This is a genomic window from Duganella caerulea (assembly GCF_040362985.1).
In the GTDB taxonomy this organism is placed as follows: Bacteria; Pseudomonadota; Gammaproteobacteria; order Burkholderiales; family Burkholderiaceae_D; genus Rugamonas; species Rugamonas vulcania.
The window spans coordinates 596329-618305 of the sequence record NZ_BPWJ01000005.1; the positions used below are offsets into that span (position 1 = coordinate 596329).

The 21977-nt window shown below is 62.5% G+C and carries 22 protein-coding genes; 15 read left to right on the forward strand and 7 right to left on the reverse strand.

Annotation, left to right across the window (positions count from 1 at the left end; translation table 11 throughout):
- Window positions 1-29 precede the first annotated feature (29 nt).
- On the forward strand, window positions 30-623 hold the full coding sequence (locus tag ACUJB0_RS18440; protein WP_444846461.1) for a putative pterin-binding protein: 594 nt from the start codon (window positions 30-32) through the stop codon (window positions 621-623).
- Here the strand turns inward: ACUJB0_RS18440 and ACUJB0_RS18445 are convergent.
- The 6 genes from ACUJB0_RS18445 to ACUJB0_RS18470 form a co-directional block, all read right to left on the reverse strand.
- The gene (locus ACUJB0_RS18445) at window positions 620-931 is read right to left on the reverse strand and encodes a hypothetical protein (RefSeq protein WP_444846462.1); all 312 of its coding nucleotides are present in this window, start codon (window positions 929-931) and stop codon (window positions 620-622) included. The genes ACUJB0_RS18440 and ACUJB0_RS18445 overlap by 4 nt on opposite strands.
- Before the next feature lie 286 nt (window positions 932-1217).
- Window positions 1218-2042 carry a Rossmann-like and DUF2520 domain-containing protein gene (locus ACUJB0_RS18450; protein ID WP_444846463.1) on the reverse strand — a complete coding sequence of 275 codons (825 nt, stop codon included), beginning with the start codon at window positions 2040-2042 and terminating at the stop codon, window positions 1218-1220.
- The gene (locus tag ACUJB0_RS18455; RefSeq protein WP_444846464.1) at window positions 2042-2641 is read right to left on the reverse strand and encodes a DUF924 family protein; all 600 of its coding nucleotides are present in this window, start codon (window positions 2639-2641) and stop codon (window positions 2042-2044) included. The genes ACUJB0_RS18450 and ACUJB0_RS18455 overlap by 1 nt, the downstream gene beginning before the upstream one ends.
- Before the next feature lie 2 nt (window positions 2642-2643).
- Complete coding sequence (locus ACUJB0_RS18460; RefSeq protein WP_444846465.1) at window positions 2644-3390, reverse strand: MgtC/SapB family protein; 747 nt, start codon at window positions 3388-3390, stop codon at window positions 2644-2646.
- A gap of 24 nt (window positions 3391-3414) precedes the next feature.
- The gene (locus tag ACUJB0_RS18465; protein WP_117012434.1) at window positions 3415-3672 is read right to left on the reverse strand and encodes a hypothetical protein; all 258 of its coding nucleotides are present in this window, start codon (window positions 3670-3672) and stop codon (window positions 3415-3417) included.
- Window positions 3669-5483 (reverse strand): aminopeptidase P family protein, encoded by a 1815-nt coding sequence (locus tag ACUJB0_RS18470; RefSeq protein ID WP_444846466.1) that lies wholly within the window; start codon window positions 5481-5483, stop codon window positions 3669-3671. The genes ACUJB0_RS18465 and ACUJB0_RS18470 overlap by 4 nt, the downstream gene beginning before the upstream one ends.
- Before the next feature lie 168 nt (window positions 5484-5651).
- On the opposite strand from ACUJB0_RS18470, the gene ACUJB0_RS18475 reads away from it, so the two are divergent.
- On the forward strand, window positions 5652-5930 hold the full coding sequence (locus ACUJB0_RS18475; protein WP_444846467.1) for a type II toxin-antitoxin system RelE/ParE family toxin: 279 nt from the start codon (window positions 5652-5654) through the stop codon (window positions 5928-5930).
- On the forward strand, window positions 5930-6190 hold the full coding sequence (locus tag ACUJB0_RS18480; RefSeq protein WP_444846468.1) for a HigA family addiction module antitoxin: 261 nt from the start codon (window positions 5930-5932) through the stop codon (window positions 6188-6190). The genes ACUJB0_RS18475 and ACUJB0_RS18480 overlap by 1 nt, the downstream gene beginning before the upstream one ends.
- Before the next feature lie 220 nt (window positions 6191-6410).
- Here ACUJB0_RS18480 and ACUJB0_RS18485 read toward each other — a convergent pair whose 3' ends face one another.
- Entirely contained in the window at window positions 6411-7100 is a 690-nt protein-coding gene (locus ACUJB0_RS18485; protein ID WP_444846469.1) for a Crp/Fnr family transcriptional regulator, read from the reverse strand.
- A gap of 139 nt (window positions 7101-7239) precedes the next feature.
- Here ACUJB0_RS18485 and ACUJB0_RS18490 point away from each other — a divergent pair, with 139 nt between their 5' ends.
- The 12 genes from ACUJB0_RS18490 to ACUJB0_RS18545 all read left to right on the forward strand — a co-directional run bounded on the left by ACUJB0_RS18490 (window position 7240) and on the right by ACUJB0_RS18545 (window position 21962).
- Entirely contained in the window at window positions 7240-9186 is a 1947-nt protein-coding gene (locus ACUJB0_RS18490; protein WP_444846512.1) for an AMP-binding protein, read from the forward strand.
- A gap of 21 nt (window positions 9187-9207) precedes the next feature.
- Window positions 9208-10041, forward strand: a complete 834-nt coding sequence (locus ACUJB0_RS18495) for an ABC transporter ATP-binding protein (protein ID WP_161085106.1) — start codon at window positions 9208-9210, stop codon at window positions 10039-10041.
- A 2-nt stretch (window positions 10042-10043) separates the two neighbouring features.
- The gene (locus ACUJB0_RS18500; RefSeq protein WP_371875089.1) at window positions 10044-10940 is read left to right on the forward strand and encodes a branched-chain amino acid ABC transporter permease; all 897 of its coding nucleotides are present in this window, start codon (window positions 10044-10046) and stop codon (window positions 10938-10940) included.
- Between the two features lie 19 nt (window positions 10941-10959).
- Window positions 10960-12018, forward strand: coding sequence for a branched-chain amino acid ABC transporter permease (locus ACUJB0_RS18505; RefSeq protein WP_444846470.1), 1059 nt, complete (start codon window positions 10960-10962; stop codon window positions 12016-12018).
- A gap of 32 nt (window positions 12019-12050) precedes the next feature.
- Window positions 12051-13349: an ABC transporter substrate-binding protein gene (locus ACUJB0_RS18510; RefSeq protein WP_444846471.1), complete on the forward strand. Its 1299-nt coding sequence runs from the start codon at window positions 12051-12053 to the stop codon at window positions 13347-13349.
- Window positions 13346-14185, forward strand: coding sequence for an ABC transporter ATP-binding protein (locus ACUJB0_RS18515; RefSeq protein WP_444846472.1), 840 nt, complete (start codon window positions 13346-13348; stop codon window positions 14183-14185). The genes ACUJB0_RS18510 and ACUJB0_RS18515 overlap by 4 nt, the downstream gene beginning before the upstream one ends.
- A 20-nt stretch (window positions 14186-14205) precedes the next feature.
- Window positions 14206-14553 carry an MmcQ/YjbR family DNA-binding protein gene (locus ACUJB0_RS18520; RefSeq protein ID WP_444846473.1) on the forward strand — a complete coding sequence of 116 codons (348 nt, stop codon included), beginning with the start codon at window positions 14206-14208 and terminating at the stop codon, window positions 14551-14553.
- A gap of 6 nt (window positions 14554-14559) precedes the next feature.
- Complete coding sequence (locus ACUJB0_RS18525) at window positions 14560-15816, forward strand: phenylacetate--CoA ligase family protein (protein ID WP_444846474.1); 1257 nt, start codon at window positions 14560-14562, stop codon at window positions 15814-15816.
- A 93-nt stretch (window positions 15817-15909) separates the two neighbouring features.
- The gene (locus ACUJB0_RS18530; protein WP_444846475.1) at window positions 15910-16479 is read left to right on the forward strand and encodes a hypoxanthine-guanine phosphoribosyltransferase; all 570 of its coding nucleotides are present in this window, start codon (window positions 15910-15912) and stop codon (window positions 16477-16479) included.
- A gap of 139 nt (window positions 16480-16618) precedes the next feature.
- Window positions 16619-17059: a hypothetical protein gene (locus tag ACUJB0_RS18535; protein WP_444846476.1), complete on the forward strand. Its 441-nt coding sequence runs from the start codon at window positions 16619-16621 to the stop codon at window positions 17057-17059.
- A gap of 155 nt (window positions 17060-17214) precedes the next feature.
- The gene (locus tag ACUJB0_RS18540; RefSeq protein ID WP_444846477.1) at window positions 17215-20325 is read left to right on the forward strand and encodes a type VI secretion system Vgr family protein; all 3111 of its coding nucleotides are present in this window, start codon (window positions 17215-17217) and stop codon (window positions 20323-20325) included.
- The gene (locus tag ACUJB0_RS18545) at window positions 20322-21962 is read left to right on the forward strand and encodes a hypothetical protein (RefSeq protein WP_444846478.1); all 1641 of its coding nucleotides are present in this window, start codon (window positions 20322-20324) and stop codon (window positions 21960-21962) included. Before ACUJB0_RS18540 ends, ACUJB0_RS18545 begins: the two co-directional genes overlap by 4 nt.
- Window positions 21963-21977: the final 15 nt, after the last annotated feature.

Below are 21977 nucleotides of genomic sequence, written 5' to 3' on the forward strand. Positions count from 1 at the left end.
CGGCACTACGTCAACCCGGAGTATTCCCCATGAAAAAACGCCAGTTCCTTGGCCGCGCCGCGCTCGCCGGCATGGCCGCCGCCGCCCTGCCCGCCTCGCAAGCGGCGGCCGCCGCCGCGAACAATGCCGGCCCGGCGCTGCTGACCGTCACCGGCGCGGTCGGCAAGGTCAACCGGGCACGCTTCGATCCGGTGCGGGACCAGATGATGTTCAAGCAAAAGCTCAGCTTCGACAAGGCGCACGCCTTCGACTTCGCGGCGCTGGCCGCGCTGCCGGCCATCACCATCCAGCCGACGCTGGAATACGACGGCAAGGTCCACACGCTGCGCGGCCCGCTGCTGCTGGACGTGATGCGTGCGGCCGGCGCGTCGCTGGGCGATGCCGGCAAGCTGGTGTTGCGTGCGGTGGATGGGTATGCCGCCGTGGTCACGGTCGCGCAAGCGCGCGCGCAGCGCACCATCGTCGCCACCCATCTGGATGGCGCGCCGATGGCGCTGGGCGGGCTGGGGCCGCTATGGGCGGTCTACGATGCCGACAAGGTCCCGGAAATGGCGGCCAAACCGCTCGCGGAGCGGTTTGGTTCCTGCCCGTGGGCCTTGTATCACATCGAAGTGCAGGTTTAAGCGTAGGCTTCGGCCAAGGTCATCACACGTGGGGTGATGGTGATGCCGATGCCGCTGAACAGCGCGGTGATGGCGGCCATGTTGGCTTCCATCTCTTCGGCTTTCCAGCCTTGGAACAAGTCGGTGCCGTCTTTCTGGAAGTGCAGGTCCAGCACCTTGCCGCGGTCCTTGTGGGTGTAGCCGCCGCTGTAGGTGTTCTTGAAGCCCATCGCTGCCAGCGCGGCCAGCACTTCGGCCGGCGGATTGTCCGGATCGGTGGCCATGAACACACCAAAGGTTTTGCCGGGTGGTTTAGCGGCGATATCCACGTCGTAAATCCCTGGCGCTTTCGTGACGGTCGTACTCTTCAGAAATAACATGTTCTTACCCCTATCCTATTGGTGCGCCGGCTCAGTGCTAGATTCTTCAAGAAAACATTCTAAGAAACAAGCTTATTGCTAATTCCGAGGTTTGTCGACTAGTCCCGCCACTTATTTGTGAATTCGTACCAATAAAACTGCAACGCACGGCGCCTGGTCGGACATACACCTACTTAAAATATAGTTGTTAAGCAGTAATTTGCAAGGAGATAAGAGCCGTTATGGCTCCCGCGGACTATTTCTGCCGCTTTCGGCGCGCCAGATCGGCCGTCGGCGCGACCAATGCACGGTAGAGGTCGCCTGTCGGCGCATCCCATTGATCGACCGCCCGTTGTTGACGTTCCACAGTTGCCATGTCGCCGCGCGCGATCGGGCCGCTGAGCGCGGCGGCGGCGCCGAGGCGGAATACATTGGCCATCGATTCGGCGGCCAGCGGCTGCGCCATCTGGCGCGCCACAGGTTCCGGGATGCCGGCCGCCATGTAGGCGCGCAGGGCGGCGTCCAACACCGTCACCAGGTAGTTGCTGGCGAAGACGGCGGCGGCGTGGTACACGGTCTTGGCCGAGGCGTCGATGGGCACGGGCTGCGCGCCGATCGCCTGCAGGGCCGGCGTGAGCACGGCCAATGCGGCGGCGTCGCCCTCGATGCCGCAGAAGGTGCCTGAAAATTGGGCAGCCACCGCCGCCGGATCGGCAAAGCTGCGGATCGGATGGACGCTGGCGATCAGCGCCCCCGCGTCGCGCGCCGCCTGCAATTGGCCGGACGCCAGCGCGCCGCTGCAATGGAACACCACGCTGCCCTTCAGCGGCACCGACTGCGCCAGCGCGGCACAGGCGGCGGCGATCTGGTCGTCGCCGACCGCCAGCACATGCAGGTCAGCCGGCTGCAATTGATCGTAGCGCTCCACCGGCGCACCGCTGCCGATGAAGTCCACCGCCGCCTGCGCCGACGCGGCGGACCGGGTCAACACCTGCTGCACATGGAAGCCGCCCTGCGCCGCCAGCAAGCGTCCCAGCACGCGGCCGACGTGGCCGGCGCCGATCAGATTCAGGTCAGCCATCAGAAACCGGACCCCGGATGCTGCAAATATGTCTGCTCATCCGGCGTCGACGCGCGGCCAAGGATGGCGTTACGATGCGGGAAACGGCCGAAGCGCTTGATCACCTCGCGATGGCGCCGCGCGAAATCGAGCATGCCGGCGACGCCTGGCGCGCTCGGATCCGCATCGTGCATGCGTTCGAACAGGGCCACGGCCCGCTCCTGCATCGCCATGTCCTCCGCGTGCTCGAACGGCAGGTAGACAAAGCCCCGCTGCAAAGGCGTCAGTGTTTCGTCCTGTCGCGCATCGACCATGGCGAGCGCCGCCTGCAATGCCTGCGGATCGCCGGCGAAGGCCAGCGGCGTGCCGCGATGGACGTTGCGGCAGAACTGGTCCAGCACCAGGATGCGCGCCAGCGCCGACCGCGGACCTTCCTCATCCCAGTGCCGCAGGCCGCCGGCCAGCGCCTGCTCGATCAGCGCGCCGAAACGGCTGCCGATCTCGCGGTCGAAATCGTCGTCCTTCTGGAACCACTCGCGGCGCGGCGCATCGGCGGCCTGGCCCTCCGAGGGCTGGAACCAGAAATCGAATACCGCCTTGGCTTGTTCGTTCATGTTCATGCTCAGTTACGTGCGTGCGACAGTTGGAAGCTGTGAATGCCGTCGAATTGCGCCAGTTCGGCCGACAGCACCGACATCGGCGCGCCGCTACGCTTGCTCAGCGCGATGGCGACGAAGCGCCATTCCTGCATGCCGCCGTCGCTGCCTATCATCAGCGAGCCGCCGGCGATTTCATAGCCGCGTTGCAGCGCCATCGCGCGCAACGCCGGCTCCTGCGGCAGATAGCCCGCCTTGAAGCGCATGGTGATCGCTATCGCGTGCCGCGAGGGCAGCCAGGCCTCGACCCTGGTCAGCAGGATCATCGCGCCCGCGCTCAGCACCGCCAAGCCCATGGCGCCAAGATAGAAGCCGATGCCGACCATCACGCCGATCACCGACGAAGCCCAGATCGAGGCCGCCGTCGTCAAGCCGCTGATGTTAAAGCCCTCGCGCATGATGACGCCGGCGCCGAGGAAGCCGATGCCGGTGACGATGCCCTGCACGATGCGGGTTGGGTCGGAGGTGAGGATGGTGTGGCCGGCATGGCCGCCGAACCATTCCGCGGGATAGCCGCCGATCACAGTCAACGCGGCGGACGCCATGCAAACCAGCCCGTAGGTGCGCATGCCGGCCGCGCGGCCGTGGTACGAGCGCTCATAGCCAACCATCAGGCCAAGCAGCAGCGCCCCGACCAGGTTGAGCAAAATAACGCCGTTGGTGGCGATTTCGTGGGCAGACCAGTAGGCAAACAGGGACTCGATCGATGGCATGCGTGGTCTCTTTCAGCGGTGCGCTCAGGGCGCTTTTTTAACGAGCTGCTTTTCAAATGCGACATCGAGCTTGCTGACGCGCTTGGGCGCGGCGGGCGAGATGCCGTTGACGAAGGCGACAAAGTCGTCCAACTCCAACGGGGCGCACAGCGGTGGCTGGCCGGGGCCTTCGGTCAGGAAGAAATGACCGCTGCCGGTGCGCGACATCGAATATTTGGCGTTCCCGCTTCGGACCTTGAGGCGGTCGACTGCCGTCGTGGCCCTGGTTGCGCGGCCGCTCATAACGCCTCCGTGCGGGTGTCGAGCCACGCCAGCGCGTCGCCGGACAGCAGCGGGCGCAAACGCTTGCGCACCGTGGCGTGATAGTCGTTCAGCCAACGTTTCTCGTCGTCGCGCAGCAGCGACGGTTCGATGCAGCGGGTGTCGATCGGGCACAGGGTCAGCGTTTCGAATTCGAGGAACTCGCCGAATTCGGTCTGGCCCGCGGGGCGGTTGAGCACCAGGTTTTCAATCCGGATGCCCCAGTGGCCGGGACGGTACAGCCCCGGTTCTATCGATGTGATCATGCCTGGCTCCATGGCGGTGTGCGGCTCCGGCATCGCCGATTGCGAAATCGACTGCGGGCCTTCGTGCACGTTGAGGAAGTAGCCGACACCGTGGCCGGTGCCGTGGCCGAAGTCCAATCCTTCGGCCCACAGCGGCGCGCGGGCGATGGAATCGAGCATAGGCGATTTGGTCCCGCGCGGGAAGCGCGCCGAGGACAGCGCGATCACGCCCTTGAGCACCAGCGTGAAATCGCGTTTGTGCTCGCCCGTGATGGACCCGACGCCGACCACGCGGGTGATGTCGGTGGTGCCGCCCAAATACTGGCCGCCGGAGTCGATCAGCAGCAGGCCGTCGCCTTCGATGACGGAATGCTGGGCTTCGGTGGCGCGGTAGTGCATGATCGCGCCGTTGGAGCGGAAGCCGGCGATGGTGGCAAAGCTCGGGCTGACGAAGCCGGGACGGCGCGCGCGGGCCGCCGTGATCTCGCGGTCGATGGCCAGTTCGGTCAGCGGTTGGCGCTGCGGATCGGCCAGCGTTTGATCCAGCCAGGTGAAGAATTCGCACAGGGCGGCGCCGTCCTGCTCCATGGCGGCGCGCACGTGGGCGGCGTCGGCATCGCTCTTTTTGGATTTGGCGAAGGTGGTCGGGTTGATCGCCTCGATCACCCGGACCGTGGCCGGCACCCACTGGCGTGTGCCGTAGGTGAAGCGGCGCGGGTCGATCAGCAGCGTGCTGTCGGCGGGCAGCGCGGCCAGCGCGGCGGCGGCCGATTCGTAAGGCGCGACATCGACGCCATCCTCCGCCAGCGTGGCGCGCAGCGTGGCCGAGACCTTGCCGTCGGCGACAAACAAGGTGGCGCGGTCCGGGCCGACCAGCGCGTGGGACAGGAAGATCGGGTTGAAATTGACGTCGGCGCCGCGCAGATTGAACAGGTAGGCGATATCGTCCAGCGTCGAAATCAGGTGGTGCTGGGCGCCCAGCTGCCGCATCGTCGTGCGCAAATTGACAAGCTTTTCGGCGCGGGTCTGCGATGCGAACGGCGGCAGGTGTTCATAAACCGGTGCTTCGGGCAGCGACGGGCGGCCGGTCCAGACTTCGTCCAGCAGGTCCAGATCGGTGCGCAGGGTGACGTTTTTCGCTTTCAGCGCCTGTTCCAGCAGACGGGCGATGGACAGGCCGAGCACCGCGCCGTCGACCGCCGCCGTCTGGCCGGATGTCAGGGTCGTTGCCACCCAGTCAACATATTGAACGCTGGCGCCGGAGGTCAGCTTCATCAGCGCGATGCCGGTGCCGGCCAATTGCTGCTCGGCCTGGGTCCAGTAACGGGCGTCGGTCCAGACGCCGGCGAAATCCGGCGTGACAATAAAAGTACCAACCGAGCCGGTAAATCCCGACAGCCATTCACGGCCCTGCCAGCGCATTGGCAAATATTCGGACAAATGAGGATCGGCCGACGGCACGATCAGCGCGTCGATATTCTGGCGGCGCATCGCCGCGCGCAACAGCGCCAGGCGCTCGACGACGGGGGAAGTATCTGGAGTATGCATGGGATAAGTCGATTTCCGGTGCGCCGCCGATGCGGCATAGCTTGTCGCTATGATACCGCGATTGCGTAGGGGGCAGGTTTGCAGCTTGATCTGCCACCACATGAGCAAGCTTGCAAAATGCTTTAATGGCTCTGCTTGTTCCGCAATGCTTCGAAAGCTATAGTGATCATGATTGTCTCGTTCCAGCATAAAGGACTGCGGCGGTTTTTCGAAACCGGCAATCACGCTGGAATACAGCCTTGGCAAGCAAGACGGCTACAAGTGCTGTTGACGGCATTACAGGCAGCACAAAACATCACGGATATGGACAAGCCCGGATTTCATCTGCACGTGCTGAAAGGAATGTTGCCATCCCGATGGTCCGTCGCCGTCAGCGGTAACTGGCGTGTGACATTTGAATTTAATAATGGCAATGCCTACGCAATTGACTATGAGGACTATCATTGATGGATATGCATAATCCTCTTCATCCCGGTGAATTCATCCTGGAAGTATATCTGCGACCGCAGAAAATCAGCGGCCGGCGTTGTGCCGAGAAATTGGGCGTCGCGCCGTCAACGTTAAACCGCATTTTAAGCGGCCGTGGAAGAGTGACCGCTTCAATGGCTCAACGCTTGGCAACCGCACTGGGAAGTTCACCAGAGAGTTGGCTTGCCATGCAGGAAATGCACGACCGCTGGCTAGAAAAGCAGCGGAACGCAGCATAATGATTTAATCGCCGCGTTATTCGTAAAACGCGCGCTCCCGATATTCCCGTTCACTTTCCTGCTCAGCAACGACGACGCGGCATTTAGCAGCTGCTCGATTCGTGCGCATGGCGCAAATCCGCCCTTCCCGCGCTGGATTTTAGCTCAAACGCGCTAAAAACTGGCATGATTTGAGGGCGAAACGTCCTAGGTCGGGATTTCATCGTTCCAAAGAGGGGACTCAGGCCTCGTAGCGGCGCAGGCCTTCAAGATCGAGAATGCGGATGCCGCCGTAATCAAGACTTAATAAGCCTTGTTTCTCCAGCAGCTGTAATGCCTGATTGGCGCGCTGGCGCGAAGCGCCGGACAGCAGGCCCAATTCCTCCTGCGATATCTGCACCAGCTTTTCCAATCCCGGATAAAGATGGGAATTAAACATTGAAACCAGACAACGCGCCACACGGGTATCGGGATTTAATAAACGGTCATTTTCCACCATCCCGATAAACTGCCCCAAGCGCTCATTCAGCTGCATTAATAAAAACCGCGTAAATGGCAAACTGGTTTCCAACAGCCAATGAAAGGTGGAAAGCGGCATGCGCGCAATACGGCTGTCGCGCAAAGCCATCGCGTCATATTTAAGGAGTTCTCTTTTTAAAAGCGAACCTTCACTGAACCAGCCCCCCGGCGGCACACCGGTAAATGACACGCTTTTACCCGCCGCCGAGAAATTGGTCATCTTCACCATGCCCTCGATAATACCCAGCCAATGCTCCACCATTTCCCCCTTGCGGCAAACATAACCGCCCTTCGGGACAAAGGTTTCAAAGGTCTCGGCCTCCACGCGCGCCATTTGCTCCGGCGTCAGACCCTGGGCCCAGATCGCCGTACGCAGCGCTTCCTTGAGGGTAATTTGATGTTGATTAGGCATTATTGCAACGCACCATGGAAAGTTCCGTCAAATGTCGCCGAAAAGACAACCTGACTGTCGGCGGCAAGCTAATATCATCACATAAAAAGGCTGCCGTATCAGAAGTTTAACAAGTACGAGCAAATAGCAACAGGAGACACTGGTGCATACACAGAACGAGACGTTCCCGCGCTGGCTGCTGGCTCATGGCCGGCTCCGCCCAGGGAAACCCGCTTTCAGGGAAAAATACCTGGGCATCTGGCAAAGCTGGACCTGGGCCCAGGTCAACGATGAAGTCCGGGCGCTGGCCTGCGGCCTGGCCGCCATCGGCTTCCAGCGCGGCATGAACCTGGCCATCATCGGCGACAACCGCCCCCGCCTCTACTGGTCCATGCTGGCGGCGCAATGCCTCGGCGGCGTGCCCGTGCCGCTGTACCAGGATGCCCCGGCCGCCGACATGGCCTACGTGCTGGAAAATGCCGAGATCCGCTATGCCATCGTCGAAGACCAGGAACAGGTCGACAAGTTGATGGAATTGCAAAGCCTGTACCCGCACATCGAGCACGTCGCCTACGACGATGAACGCGGCATGCGCCACTATCGCCAGCAAGGCCTGCTGTCCTTCGCCCGCCTGCAGGAGATCGGCCGCGCCTGGGACCAGGCCAATCCCGGCATGTTCGACAACGCCATCAAGGCCGGCAAGGGCAGCGACAACGCCATCATCCTGTACACCTCCGGCACCACCGGCAAGCCAAAAGGCGTGTGCCAGACCCATTCCGCGCTGATCGCGGCCGGCACCGGCGGCGTCGGTTTCGAGCACCTCACCGACGAAGAAGACATCCTGTCCTACCTGCCGATGGCCTGGGTGGGCGACTGCCTGTTCTCCTTCGCGCAGGCGATGACGGCCGGCTTCACCGTCAACTGCCCCGAATCCGGCGACACCGTCATGACCGACATGCGCGAAATCGGCCCTACTTATTACTTCGCCCCGCCGCGCGTGTTCGAGAACATGCTCACCACCGTGATGATACGGATGGAGGACGCCGGCGCCATCAAGCGCCGCATGTTCCATCACTTCATGGCGGTGGCCCGCCGCAGCGGCGCGGCGATTTTGGACGGCAAGCCGGTGCCGCTGTGGGACCGCCTGGCTTATGCGCTAGGTCAGGTTCTGGTCTACGGCCCGTTGAAGAATGTGCTCGGAATGTCACGCGTGCGGGTCGCCTACACGGCCGGCGCCGCGATCGGGCCGGACCTGTTCCGCTTCTACCGCTCCATCGGCGTCAATCTGAAGCAGTTCTACGGCTCCACCGAAACCTGCGCCTACATCTGCCTGCAGCCGGACGGCCAGATCAAGTTCGACAGCGTCGGCCTGCCGGCCCCCGGCGTCGAGGTCAAGCTGGCCGACAATGGCGAGGTGCTGGTCAGGTCGCCAACATTGATGGACTGTTACTACAAGCGCCCGGACGCAACCAGCGAAGCGATCGACGCCGAGGGCTACTTCCACACCGGCGACGCCGGGCTGTTCGACCACGAAGGCCACCTGAAGATCATCGACCGCGCGGCGGATGTCGGCAAGATGAACGGCGGCGCCATCTTCGCGCCCAACTACGTGGAGAACAAACTCAAGTTCTTCCCCTTCATCAAAGAGGCGGTGGTGTTCGGCGACAAGCGCGACGAGGTCTGCGCCTTCATCAATATCGACATGGAAGCCGTGGGCAATTGGGCTGAACGCCGCAGCATCGCCTATTCCGGCTACACCGACCTGGCCGCGCACCCGCAGGTATATGGCCTGGTGCGCGACTGCATCGAGCAGGTCAACGCCGACCTCGCGGCCGAGCCGATGATGAGCGACACGCAGATCCACCGCTACCTGGTGCTGCACAAGGAGCTCGACCCCGACGACGATGAGCTGACCCGCACGCGCAAGGTGCGCCGCAAGTTCATCGCCGAGAAGTATGCGGTGCTGATCGAAGCGCTTTACACCGGCAAGCCGTCGCAGTACATCGAAACGCAGGTCAAGTTCGAAGACGGCCGTACAGGGCTGGTGGCGGCGGACTTGAAGATCGAGTCCTGCAAGACCTTCCCTGCCATCCAGGCAGCGGCATAGGTCGAAATGAAGGAAGCCACCATGCAAATGAACGAACCAGACACCCACTTCGGGGCGGATGCAGATCCCGGCCGCCGCAAGATCGGCCCGGTGATCCTCGACCTGAAGAACATCTCGCTGTCGTTCGGCGGCGTGAAGGCGCTGACCGACATCTCCTTCGACGTGAAGCAGCACGAGATCCGCGCCATCATCGGCCCGAACGGCGCCGGCAAAAGCTCGATGCTCAACGTGATCAACGGCGTGTACCGCCCGCAGCTGGGGGAGATCATCTACCGCGGCGAGCACCGCAAGAACATGGACTGCCACGCCGCCGCCAAATCCGGCATCGCCCGCACCTTCCAGAACATCGCGCTGTTCAAGGGCATGACGGTCCTCGACAACATCATGACCGGCCGTAACCTGAAGATGAAGTCCAACTTCCTGATGCAGGCGCTGTACTGGGGCCCGGCGCGGCGCGAGGAAATCGCCCACCGCGTCAAGGCCGAGGAAATCATCGACTTCCTGGAGATCCAGGCGATCCGCAAGACGCCGGTGGGCCGCCTGCCCTACGGCCTGCAAAAGCGCGTGGAGCTGGGCCGCGCGCTGGCCGCCGAGCCGGAGATCCTGCTGCTGGACGAGCCGATGGCCGGCATGAACGTGGAAGAGAAGCAGGACATGTGCCGCTTCATCCTCGACGTGAACGACCAATTCGGCACCACCATCGTGCTGATCGAGCATGACATGGGCGTGGTGATGGACATCTCGGACCGCGTGGTGGTGCTCGACTACGGCAAGAAGATCGGCGACGGCACGCCCGACGACATCCGCTGCAACCAGGACGTGATCAACGCCTACCTCGGAAAGGCCTGCGAATGAACGTGAACTTTTTCTTTGAGGTGCTGATCGGCGGCCTGCTGTCCGGCGTGATGTATGCACTGGTGGCGATCGGCTTTGTGCTGATCTACAAGGCCTCCGGCGTTTTCAATTTCGCCCAGGGCGCGATGGTGTTCTTCGCCGCGCTCACCTGCGTCGGCATCGTCGACAAATTCGGTGTGTCGCTGTGGGTGGCGATACCGCTGACCATCGTGGTGATGATCCTGCTCGGCATGGCGATCGAGCGCGTGGTGCTGCGGCCTTTGGTGAACCAGCCGGAGATCACGCTGTTCATGGCAACCATCGGCCTGGCGTTTTTCATCGAAGGCCTGGCGCAGCTGGTGTGGGGCTCGCAGGTGCACAAGCTGGAACTGCCGATCGAGGACGTGCCGTCCGAATACCTGATGACCAAATATAACATCATGGTCTCGCAGTTCGACATCATGGCGGCCGCCGTCTGCGGGCTGCTGGTGACCGCCTTGGCCCTGCTGTTCTCGAAGACCAAGGTGGGCCGCGCCCTGCGCGCGGTGGCGGACGACCACCAGGCCGCGCTGGCCGTCGGCATTCCGCTGCAGCGCATCTGGGCCGTGTTGTGGGCGGTGGCCGGGCTGGTCGCGCTGGTGGCCGGCCTGCTGTGGGGCGCCCGCAACGGCGTGCAGTTCGCGCTGACCTTTGTGGCGCTGAAGGCGCTGCCGGTACTGATCCTCGGCGGCTTCACGTCGATGCCGGGGGCGATCGTCGGTGGCTTGATCATCGGCGCCTCCGAAAAAATGGCCGAGGTGTATATCGGCCCGCTGGTCGGCGGCGGCATCGAAGGCTGGTTCCCGTACGTGCTGGCGCTGTTGTTCCTGCTGGTGCGGCCGGAAGGCCTGTTCGGCGAAAAAATCATCCGCAGAATCTGAGAGGCTAAAGGTACAACCTATGCTCTACCGCGAAGCAGGACAATTCAAAACCAGCTATCAGGCCGACAGCCAGATCTTCCCCATCCTCCAGGACCGCATCGCGCTGTTCGCGTTGCTGGCGGTGGCGATCGTGGTGGTGCCGCTGTTCGCATCGCCGTACACCTTGTCGGCGATCCTGATCCCCTTCCTGATTTTCTCGCTGGCCGCGCTGGGACTGAACATCCTCACCGGCTACGCCGGCCAGCTGTCGCTGGGCACCGCCGCCTTCATGGCGGTCGGTGCCTTCGCCTCGTATAACTTCCTGGCGCGCCTGCCAGGCCTGCCGGTGCTGCTGGCCTTCGTGCTGGGCGGCTTGAGCGCGGCGATGGTGGGTATCGCCTTCGGCCTGCCGTCGCTGCGGATACGCGGCTTCTACCTGGCCGCATCCACACTAGCCACGCAGTTCTTCGTGGTGTGGTGCCTCACCAAGATCCCCTACCTGACCAACTACAGCACCTCGGGCGTGATCACCGCGCAGAAGATCGCCATCCTCGGCTACCAGTTCGACACGCCAAGCCGCAAATACCTGCTGGTGCTGGGCGTGGTGGCGGTGATGGCGCTGCTGGCCAAGAACATGATCCGCTCCAACGTGGGCCGCTCGTGGATGGCGGTGCGCGACATGGACGTGGCGGCCGAAGTGATCGGCTTCCGCCTGATGCGCACCAAGCTGCTGGCCTTCGCCGTCAGCTCCTTCTACTGCGGCGTGGCCGGCGCGCTGTATGCGTATGCCTACCTCGGCACGGTGGAACCGGAAGCCTACAACCTGGACCTGTCGTTCCGCATCCTGTTCATGGTGATCATCGGCGGCGTAGGTTCGGTGCTCGGTTCCTTCCTCGGCGCGGCCTTCATCGTGCTGCTGCCGGTGTTCCTGAACATCTTCGCGCACGGCCTGGCGCTGCCGACCAGCGTGGCCTCCAACCTGGAGCTGATGGTGTTCGGCGCATTGATCGTATTTTTCCTGATCGTGGAACCCCACGGTCTGGCGCGTTTATGGCAAATCGGTAAAGAGAAACTGCGTCTGTGGCCATTCCCGCACTGAACGCAAACAACAATAACCTGGAGGAGAAGACAATGAAACGCATCGCATCCCTGGTACTTGGTCTCACACTGGCGGCATCCATCCCCGCATGGGCCCAGGACCAATACGTCGCCCTGCCCTCGTACCGCGTAGGCCCTTATGCGGCGGGCGGTTCCGGCTTCTATGGCGGCATCATCGACTACTTCAACCTGGTCAATCTGGCGGGTGGCGTGAATGGCGTGAAGATCTCGTGGGAGGAATGCGAGACCGAATACAACCCTTCGCGCGGCGTCGAATGCTACGAGCGCCTGAAGACCAAGAACGGCGGCGCCACACTGGTCGAGCCGCTGTCCACCGGCGTCGCCTACGGCGTGCTGGATCGCCTGGCCGTCGATAAAATCCCGATGACGATGATCGGCTACGGCCGCTCGGACGCCGCCAACGGCAAGGTCTTCCCTTATGTGTTCCCGCTGATTACCAGCTACTGGAACCAGGCCGCCGCGATGATCAAATACCTCGGCGACAAGGACGGCGGCATGGCCAAGCTGAAAGGCAAGAAGATCGCCTACCTGTACCACGACTCGGCGTTCGGCAAGGAACCCTTGCCGGTGCTGGAGGCCTTGTCCAAGCAGTACGGCTTCGACCTGGTCAAGATTCCCGTCACGCCGCCGGGCACCGAGCAGCAATCGCAGTGGCTGCAGATCCGCCAGGCCAATCCCGACCACGTGATCCTGTGGGGCTGGGGCTCGATGAATGCGGTCGCCATCAAGACCGCGCAGCGCAATGGCATCCCGCGCGAGAAGCTGCTGGGCGTGTGGTGGGCAGGCTCCGAAGAAGACACGGTGCCGGCCGGCGACGCCGCCAAAGGCTACAGCGCGATGACCTTCAACACGCCTGGCAACTACCCGGTGATGGACGAGATCCACAAAAAACTCTACGACGCCGGCAAGGGCAACCTGGCCGACCGCACCCGCATCGGCTCCGTGTACCACATGCGCGGCGTCAGCGCGGCCATCCTGTGGGTGGAGGCGATGCGCACCGCGCAGGAGAAATTCGGCAAGGGCAAACCCGTCACCGGCGAGCAAATGCGCTGGGGCCTGGAGCACCTGAACGTTGACGAGGCGCGCCAGAAAGCCATCGGCGCCCTGGGCATGCTGCCGCCGGTGAAGACCAGCTGCGACGACCATGAAGGCTCGGGCGCGGTCAAGGTCCAGCAATGGGACGGCAAGAAGTGGAACGCCATCACGCCGAACTGGATCGTCGGCGACAAGGCGCTGACCCGCAAGCTGCTGGAGGAAAGCTCCGCAGCCTACGCGGCCGAGAAAAAAATCACGCCAGCCTGCGCAAAATGACCACCGCCGCCAACACAGCGGCCGCTCCGGCCGCAGCGCCCTACCTGTCCGTGAATAACGTGGAGGTGATCTACGACCACGTGATCCTGGTGCTCAAGGGCGTGTCCCTGCAAGTCCCGCAGGGGAAGATCGTGGCCCTGCTGGGCGCCAACGGCGCCGGCAAGTCCACGACGTTGAAAACCATCTCCACGCTGCTGCGCGGCGAACGGGGCGACGTCACCAAAGGCGAAGTCCAGTTCAAGGGCGAACGCATCGACCAGCTCACGCCCAATGAGCTGGTGCGGCGCGGCCTGTCGCAGGTGATGGAGGGGCGTCACTGCTTCGGCCACCTGACCATCGAAGAGAACCTGCTCACCGGCGCCTACACCCGCAGCGCATCGCGGGGGGAGCTGAAGGAATCGCTGGAGAAGGTCTACCACTACTTCCCGCGATTGCGCGAGCGGCGCGCCAGCCAGGCCGGCTACACCTCCGGCGGCGAGCAGCAGATGTGCGCCATCGGCCGCGCGCTGATGGCCAAGCCGTCGATGATCCTGCTGGACGAGCCGTCGATGGGCATCGCGCCGCAGATCGTCGACGAGATCTTCGGCATCGTGAAGGACTTGAACAGCAAGGAGAACGTCTCCTTCCTGCTGGCCGAGCAGAACACCAGCATCGCGCTGCGCTACGCGGACTTCGGCTACATCCTGGAAAACGGCCGCGTGGTGATGGAGGGCGCGGCCTCCGAACTGGCCAGCAATGAAGACGTCAAGGAGTTCTACCTCGGCGTTTCCGGCGCCGGCCGCAAGAGCTTCCGCGACATGAAATTCTACCGCCGCCGCAAACGCTGGCTGGCCTGAGGAACAGAGGACAACAAAGCATGAACATCAAGCAGGCCAAGGCCCTGTGCCGCACCTTCCCCGGCGCGGCCGAGGATACCAAGTGGGGCGCGGACGTCGTGTTCTCCGTCGGGACGAAAATGTTCGCGGTCACCGAGCTGGATGACAAGGCCAAGGCCATCAGCTTCAAGGTGGAGGACGAGCGCTTCCTGGAACTGACCGACCGCCCCGGCATCATCCCCGCGCCCTACCTGGCGCGCGCGAAGTGGGTGCGCGTCGAAGATTTGAAAACCCTCAACGACGCCGAAGCCAAAGAGCTGCTGACGCGTTCCTATGAACTGGTGTTCGGCAAACTTACCAAGAAGCTGCAACGCGAGATACAAGGATAAACAACCATGGCCGATACACTCGACAGTCTGGAAACGCGCTCGCCCGAACAACGCGAACGCGAGCTGATGTCACGCCTGCCGCAGCTGGTGGCGCGTGCCAAGGCGGCCGCCGGCTGGTCGCGCATCCTGCACGATGTGAACGCCGCCGACATCAACAGTCGCGCCGCGCTGGCCACGCTGCCGGTGACGCGCAAGTCCGAGCTGCACGGATTACAGAAACAGCAGGCGCCGTTCGGCGGCCTCAATACCACGCCGGTCGGCCAGCTGTCGCGGGTGTTCATGTCGCCAGGTCCGATCTTCGATCCCGAGGGACGCGGCCAGGACTGGTGGCGTTTCGCAAGGCCGATGTACGCGGCAGGCGTGCGCGCCGGAGGCCTGCTGCAGAACTGCTTCTCGTATCACTTCACGCCGGCGGCTTTCATGGTCGAAGGCGGCGCCGCGCGCATCGGCTGCGCCGTGATACCGGCCGGCGCCGGCCAGACCGAATTGCAGGTGCAGGCCATCAGCCACCTGCGGCCCGATACCTACATCGGCACGCCATCCTTCCTGAAGATCATCATCGAAAAGGCGCAGGAGCTGGGCGCGGACATCGGCAGCATCAGGCAGGCCTTGATGTCCGCCGAGGCGCTGCCCGAATCGCTGCGCAACTGGTTCGTCGAGCATGGCGTGCCACACGTGCTGCAATGCTACGCATCGGCCGACATCGGCAGCATCGCGTATGAAACCCGGAGCGGCGGCACGCGCGATCCCGGCATGGTGCTGGACGAGGACCTGATCCTGGAAATCGTCCGCCCCGGCACCGGCGATCCGGTGCCGGACGGCGAGATCGGCGAAGTGGTGGTCACGCTCTTCAATCCGGACTATCCGCTGATACGCTTCGCCACCGGCGACCTGTCCGCGATCCTGACCGACGTGCCACCATCGCCCTGCGGCCGCACCAACACCCGCATCAAGGGCTGGATGGGCCGCGCCGACCAGACCACCAAGGTGCGCGCCATGTTCGTGCACCCGTCTCAGGTGCACGACGTCACCCGCCGCCATCCCGAGATCGTCAAGGCGCGGCTGGTGGTGTCGGGCCAGATGGCGCACGACGTGATGACGCTGCACTGCGAGGTGGCCGATCCGTCCAGCGCCAGCAGCGCCGTCGCCATCACCGAATCGATACGCGACCTGACCAAATTGCGGGGCGAGGTGCGGTTTGCCGCCATCGGCAGCCTGCCCAACGACGGCAAGGTGATCGACGACATCCGCGATTACAAGTAGCTCGTTGTGGCGGAAAACCAACGGCATGCGGTGCGGCGGGATATGGCGGATAATAGCGAACTTACCACCCGTTTTTAGAAGCCGAAGAAGACCATGCAAGACTTCCACCACAACCGCGCCCGCGCCCTGCTGGAAAACGCGGAAGAGCTGTTCACCAAGGCAGACGTCGACCACGCCGTCACCGCGATGGCCGATACCCTCAATACCCGCTTCAACCAACCGGACAGCGACGCTTTCCCGCTGGTGCTGGGCGTGATGGGTGGCGCGGTGGTCTTCACCGGCAACCTGCTGCCGCAGCTGACCTTCCCGCTCGAATTCGACTACATCCACGTCAGCCGCTACGGCGACGACGACCAGGGCGGACAAGTGGTGTGGAAAGTGGTGCCGCGTTCGAACGTGGCCGGCCGCGTGGTCATCGTGCTGGACGACATCCTGGACGAAGGCGAAACGCTGGCCCACGTCAAACAGCGCCTGCTGGACATGGGCGCAGCCGAAGTGGTGCTGGCCGTCTTCGCCGACAAGGCGATCGGCAAGCCCAAGCCGGTCAAGGCGGACATCGTCGGCATCACCATCCCTAACCGCTTCGTGGTGGGCTTCGGCATGGACGCATACGGCTACTGGCGCAACCTGCCAGGCCTGTGGGCGATCCAGACCGAGAACTAAGCCTTACGGCCGCAGGCCGTATGCGTCGACGAACTTGCGGATGCCGTCCGGGTGTTCGCGCTTCCACGCCTCTAACTCGGGGCGCCGGGACTACCATCATCAAAACTCGGATTGGGCTCTATCAGGGAAATGGCCAGAAATGAGAAAAACCTGTTTGGTGGTGCTGCTGATTGGCGTGGACGTCTGTGGCTGCCTGCAGGCGGAGCCTGTTCAATCGCATGAACGGACTATCCCCAACTTCGACCCGGACAGTCCCGCGTGTGTCATAAAATTCGAGGGCGCGTCACCGGAATCCCTCCGGCTGAACCTCAGCTGCCTGCCAAAATCGGCGCCGACCGGATTTGAAAATCCGGCTCCGGAAGTAAAAGTACAATCCATCCGCGGGAAGAACGCCAAGGGGCACATGTCGCTAATCGACGAAGTGCCGTCCCCACACGCCGACCGCACGCGGGAATTAAACTTTTGCCTGTATGGCAAACAGAATAATTTTTGCGGCAGCGCCAAGGTGCTGCGACAGAAGGATGGCACCTCGACGATCACGAATTGGATTCAACGAATAGAGTTACAGGACGCCGACTGACCTGTCATCATCCGCGCCGGCCGCCCAGGAGGCCCGAGCAAGCTCGATCGCTCAATCGTGCAATATAGATAACATTTCTGTGATCTAATACCGGCTTGGGCTTTTTCGCCGCCACTATCAAGATGCGATCGATTCGCGTCCCTGGAGCATCCCCCATGTCAGCGCTGCTCAACAGCTTCACTCAAGATACACGCGTGCTTACGTTCAGCACGCCGATTGGCCGCGACAAGCTTCTTGCCGAATGCTTCCGCGGCGAAGAAGGACTGAGCGAGTGCTATGAATTCAAGGTCACGGCGCTCTCGACCGACGCGGGGATCACTCTCAAATCGTTGCATGGGCAGCCCGCCCTGCTTGAACTGCTCACGGCCACGAGTCGCGATGACAAACGCCCGTTCCATGGCCACATCACTTCGGCTGAATGGGCCGGTGCCGACGGCGGCTTCGCGCGCTACGTTTTCACCATTGGCCCCTGGTACGCGTTCCTGGCTCATGGCCGCGATAGCCGAATATTCCAGGACAAAACGGTATTCGACATCCTCGATGCGATCTTCGGCGGTTGGCAGAATGTGGGGCCGCTGGTGCCGGCGTGGCGCTACGACATACTTGACAGAGACGCGTATCCGACCAGATCGCTGACTTGCCAGTATCAGGAAAGTAATATGGCCTTTGCCGAACGCCTGATGCGGGAAGAGGGCTTGTTTTACTACTTCGAGCACACCGGCAATGCCGAAAGCGCCACCCTCGGCTCCCACACGATGGTCATCGCCGACCACAATGGCAGTTTCAAACCCAATGCTCAGGCCACGATCAATTTCACGCAGCCTGGCGCGGTAATGAAAGAGGACAGCATGGACCGCTGGCGCACCAGTGTGCGCCAGCAAACGAACGCCATCGAGCTGTCGAGTTGGGACTACCGCACGACTGGATCGCGACCGGTGAGTTCGGTCAGTGCCGATGGTGACGGCGGGAATCCGCTGGTCAGCCGCGACACGCCCGGCGCATATGCTTACGAGTCGAGTGAGCAGGGCCAGCGCATCGCCGACAACCAGATGCAGGCACTGGACGCGATGCGTGAAACGCACACCGGTGCAGGTACCGTGCGCACGCTCTCAGCCGGCACGACCTTTACACTCAATGGACAGGCGCAGCTCGACGCCGCCAGTGCCACCGGCGGCGACGATGCGCGTACCTTTGTCATCGTGCGCGTGGTGCACCTCGCCCACAATAACCTGAGTAGCGAGGCGAAAACAGAAATCACCGAACGACTGGGCCAGAGCGCGCTCGATGCCCTGATCCAGAAGGAGCGCAAACACAGTCTGCATGCGGTGGGCACGGAGAAGGGCGAACGTCCCGTCTACCGCAACCGTATCGACGCCATCCGCAGCAAGACGCCCTACCGCAGCAGCGGGCAGGATGGGCATGGCCAACTTCTGAATCCCCGCCCCACCGTCCGCGGGCAGCAGACCGCCATCGTGGTCGGACCGGCCGGCGCGACCACCTACACGGACCGCGATCATCGCATCAAGGTGCAGTTTCATTGGCAGCGTGGCGCGGGCGACAACGACCTGAGCCACAGCCGCCTGAACCATCCATCGCCCGACGGCCACGCGGGTGCGCCAGCAAGCGAGAAGTCAGGGACATGGGTGCGCATCGCCACGCCGATGGCGCCGGTCGCGGGCGCCAACTGGGGCGCGGTCGCCGTGCCGCGCGTCGGCAGTGAAGTAGTGATCGATTTTCTTGACGGCGACATCGACCGCCCCGTGGTCATTGGAAGCCTGTACAACGGCAAAGGCCAGGACGACGCCCAGAACAACCAGGTGGCACAGGGCGCGGGCGTTTCGACCGGCAACGCACCGGCATGGTTCCCGGGCGAGGCCGGCGCGCATGCGCATCCGGCTGTAATGTCGGGTTTCAAGACGCAGGCGATGAGCACCAGCCAAAACGGCGGCGGTGCGTACAGCCAGCTGGTATTTGACGACACGGCCGGAGAGCCGCGCGTGGCACTGCAGCGCCACGCCGATCGTCACCAGGGCACGGCCGAATTGAACATGGGCCATTTGCGGCACCAGACCGATAACCAGCGCCTCAACCCTGTGGGATTCGGCGCCGAGCTCAAGACGGAGCACGGCGCCGCCATTCGCGCCGGTTCCGGCCTGCTGCTGTCGGCCGACGCGCGGATCAATGCCAACGGCAGCCAACTCGATTCGCGCGAGGCGAAGACGCAGATCGACCAGAGCCTGCAATTGCAGACGGCGCTTGCGACAACGGCGCAAAAGCACAATGCCATGCTCAAGGATGACAAGGGCCAAGCCGAGCCCGCGCCCGAGAAGCTGCCGTCGATCGCGCAGATGGCGCACAGCGGCACCGTCATCGAAGCGACGGGCGGCAATGCTGCGAGCGGCGATGGTGCCGGCGGCGCTGGCGAGGTAACGGCCTACGCCGAGGCGCATCTGCAGTTGTCGAGCCCTGCCGGCATCACGGCGACCACGCCGGCCGCCGTGGTCATCAGCGCAGGCGACACCAGCAGCATCACGGCCGGCCAGGACATCAACTTTGCGGCCCAGGGCAACAGCCTGTATGCCGTCAAGGGCGGCATCAGCCTGTTCACGTATGGCAAGGCCGACAGCAAGGACAAGCCGAACCAGGAAACGGGCATCAGGTTGCACGCGGCCAGCGGCAAGGTCTCCAGCCAAAGCCAGTCGGACGAAACGCGCATCACGGCCGACAAGGCCATCACGGTGGCGAGCACCACCAAGAGCGTGTCCGTCGCGGCCAAGGAGCATGTGCTGCTGACCACCCAAGGCGCCTACATCAAGCTCGAAGGCGGCGACATCATGATTCACGGGCCGGGGACGATGACGTTCAAGGCCAGCATGAAGGAACTGGCTGGGCCCGCGTCCTCCGCTCCCGTCCTGCCACCGCTGCCGAAGGCTGACCAAATCAAGAACTTCGTCGAATTCAACCTTCACTGGCCGGACTTGACGCCTGTCGCAGGCGGCGCCTACCGTGCCGAATTCGCTGACGGTACCGCACGTGTCGGCAAGCTGGACGCCAAAGGCCACGCCCGCCTGGAAAACATTCCGCAGGGCGCGGTCAAGGTCTATTTCGGAGAAGACCCTGCACCGTACACACCAGATAGCGTCAAAGACGCTGGAAAGACCACCTTGGAAAACGTGCTAAACGAGTTGAAAAAACACGGCCATTCCATCGATCCGGAAGATGTCGAATCGCTGCTGTACAACATGGCTGGAAGGGATATCCAATGAGCGACGCACCTGCGACCACCGCACCTGAAGCGGGCGAGGCACAAACCGACAGCGCGGCCATCGCCAGTGCCATCGAAGAGATCAGCGTCGCCGTAGCCACCGGACTCGTCCCCTTCCTGGGCCAAGCGATCAATGTCTACGACACCATCACATGCATGATGACGCTCCACAACAGCACGTCGGCGGAAGACCAGATGGAGGCCAAATTCGATCTGGTCCTGGCGCTGGTGGGCTGGATACCGGGCGCGGGCGGCGGGGTCAAGAAAACGATCCGCATCGTCAACAAGCATCCCGAGCGCTTTGCCCCGATTTTGTTCGACGTGCTGCGGATGGTCTGCGACAAAGTCGGCATCCACACCAGTCCGGAAGTCCTGCTCGACAAGTTATTCGATGCGGTCGGCCTGAAAAGCCAATTGGGTACAATCCAGAGCGCGATCGAAGGTTCGTGGCTTTACGACGACCTGCCCGCCGAAGGACGGCTCGCCTTGAGCACCTGCATGAGCACGGTGCGCGCCCAGTTGCCGGCCATGGTAATGCTTGTCACACTCAAGTTGGCCCATTGGAAGACCAAGCAACGCAACAATGCGGCGCGGGTCAACGGCCCCCAAGGCAAGGTCGATCCGGCGGAAAAGAAGCCGGACAAGAAAGATCCCAAAGTCGCCGAAGCCGGCCACAACGCGCCTATGCTTACCGCATCGAACAACACAGAGAGTGCCCCGCTCGGCAGCAGCGTCGCCGAAGGTGTGACCAAGACCGTGACTGGCATTGTAGGTGAGCATATTACCGATTATTTTCTGTATGAAAAATACGGCTGGGGCAGGGGGTGGAGCCGACACGACATGGGGACGCAAGGCGAATGGGAGGAAAAGCCAAGCAAGACCTTCCCTGGCAAACTGAACGAAGCGACCCGGCTCAATTCATTGTTCGCCCTGAAAGCGCATGGCACGGGGATTGACGGCGTGTGGAAAGTGCAAATGGGAGACCCGCACAATGGCGGCAAGCCGTATGCGATCGTGGAATCGAAGGCGTCGATCGTGGGAAAGGCACCGAAAAACCCCTCCCGTAAGCCAGGCGTGAAAGGCAAGCTGCTGGACAATGCCCGGCAAATCAAAGACAGGGCGCTGCCAAAGTCTGAGGAATTATTGGAGCCGGATACAAGTCAGGGCAGCGATTCCGCTGGGGCGGGAAAACCAAGCGGCAAACCGGGCGGAAAACCAGGTGGGAAAGAAGGCAATGGGAATGGAAAGCCCTCGGGTGGCGGTAAGCAAGTGCAGCCGAAGCGTGCGGCGCCGGCCGTTGTCGCGTCAACTACATCGAAGAGTAATGCTGGGCAACCGCTTGTGCAGATGAGTCAGGAGTGGATTTCAATGAATATCCGCAGTGCAGTTAAGGATGAGGCAATTGCCCTCGAAATAACTAGCAAACGAACGAAAGTCTACTCTCGCCATCTATTCTATACGCCATTTTATCTACCTTCAGCCGCAGCGCATGAGAAGGCGTTGCTTGAGAATGAACCAGAGAAACACGAGAAACATGCTGATCACGATATACCATCAACGCATCGGCACGACGAACAAGAAGTAAAGGCGGCTGTTAATCATAAACATACTAAACTTGGTTTAGAACTTGAACCATAGAACAATTCCGCATCT

Excerpts from the sequence above, each read along its gene's own strand:
- ACUJB0_RS18470 (WP_444846466.1), bottom strand. The coding sequence starts at position 5,483 with ATGCATACTCCAGATACTTCCCCCGTCGTCGAGCGCCTGGCGCTGTTG.
- ACUJB0_RS18515 (WP_444846472.1), top strand. The coding sequence starts at position 13,346 with ATGACCACCGCCGCCAACACAGCGGCCGCTCCGGCCGCAGCGCCCTAC.
- ACUJB0_RS18475 (WP_444846467.1), top strand. The coding sequence starts at position 5,652 with ATGATTGTCTCGTTCCAGCATAAAGGACTGCGGCGGTTTTTCGAAACC.
- ACUJB0_RS18530 (WP_444846475.1), top strand. The coding sequence starts at position 15,910 with ATGCAAGACTTCCACCACAACCGCGCCCGCGCCCTGCTGGAAAACGCG.
- ACUJB0_RS18450 (WP_444846463.1), bottom strand. The coding sequence starts at position 2,042 with ATGGCTGACCTGAATCTGATCGGCGCCGGCCACGTCGGCCGCGTGCTG.
- ACUJB0_RS18545 (WP_444846478.1), top strand. The coding sequence starts at position 20,322 with ATGAGCGACGCACCTGCGACCACCGCACCTGAAGCGGGCGAGGCACAA.
- ACUJB0_RS18520 (WP_444846473.1), top strand. The coding sequence starts at position 14,206 with ATGAACATCAAGCAGGCCAAGGCCCTGTGCCGCACCTTCCCCGGCGCG.
- ACUJB0_RS18465 (WP_117012434.1), bottom strand. The coding sequence starts at position 3,672 with ATGAGCGGCCGCGCAACCAGGGCCACGACGGCAGTCGACCGCCTCAAG.
- ACUJB0_RS18485 (WP_444846469.1), bottom strand. The coding sequence starts at position 7,100 with ATGCCTAATCAACATCAAATTACCCTCAAGGAAGCGCTGCGTACGGCG.
- ACUJB0_RS18525 (WP_444846474.1), top strand. The coding sequence starts at position 14,560 with ATGGCCGATACACTCGACAGTCTGGAAACGCGCTCGCCCGAACAACGC.
- ACUJB0_RS18460 (WP_444846465.1), bottom strand. The coding sequence starts at position 3,390 with ATGCCATCGATCGAGTCCCTGTTTGCCTACTGGTCTGCCCACGAAATC.
- ACUJB0_RS18540 (WP_444846477.1), top strand. The coding sequence starts at position 17,215 with ATGTCAGCGCTGCTCAACAGCTTCACTCAAGATACACGCGTGCTTACG.
- ACUJB0_RS18455 (WP_444846464.1), bottom strand. The coding sequence starts at position 2,641 with ATGAACATGAACGAACAAGCCAAGGCGGTATTCGATTTCTGGTTCCAG.
- ACUJB0_RS18495 (WP_161085106.1), top strand. The coding sequence starts at position 9,208 with ATGCAAATGAACGAACCAGACACCCACTTCGGGGCGGATGCAGATCCC.
- ACUJB0_RS18480 (WP_444846468.1), top strand. The coding sequence starts at position 5,930 with ATGGATATGCATAATCCTCTTCATCCCGGTGAATTCATCCTGGAAGTA.
- ACUJB0_RS18440 (WP_444846461.1), top strand. The coding sequence starts at position 30 with ATGAAAAAACGCCAGTTCCTTGGCCGCGCCGCGCTCGCCGGCATGGCC.
- ACUJB0_RS18505 (WP_444846470.1), top strand. The coding sequence starts at position 10,960 with ATGCTCTACCGCGAAGCAGGACAATTCAAAACCAGCTATCAGGCCGAC.
- ACUJB0_RS18510 (WP_444846471.1), top strand. The coding sequence starts at position 12,051 with ATGAAACGCATCGCATCCCTGGTACTTGGTCTCACACTGGCGGCATCC.
- ACUJB0_RS18535 (WP_444846476.1), top strand. The coding sequence starts at position 16,619 with ATGAGAAAAACCTGTTTGGTGGTGCTGCTGATTGGCGTGGACGTCTGT.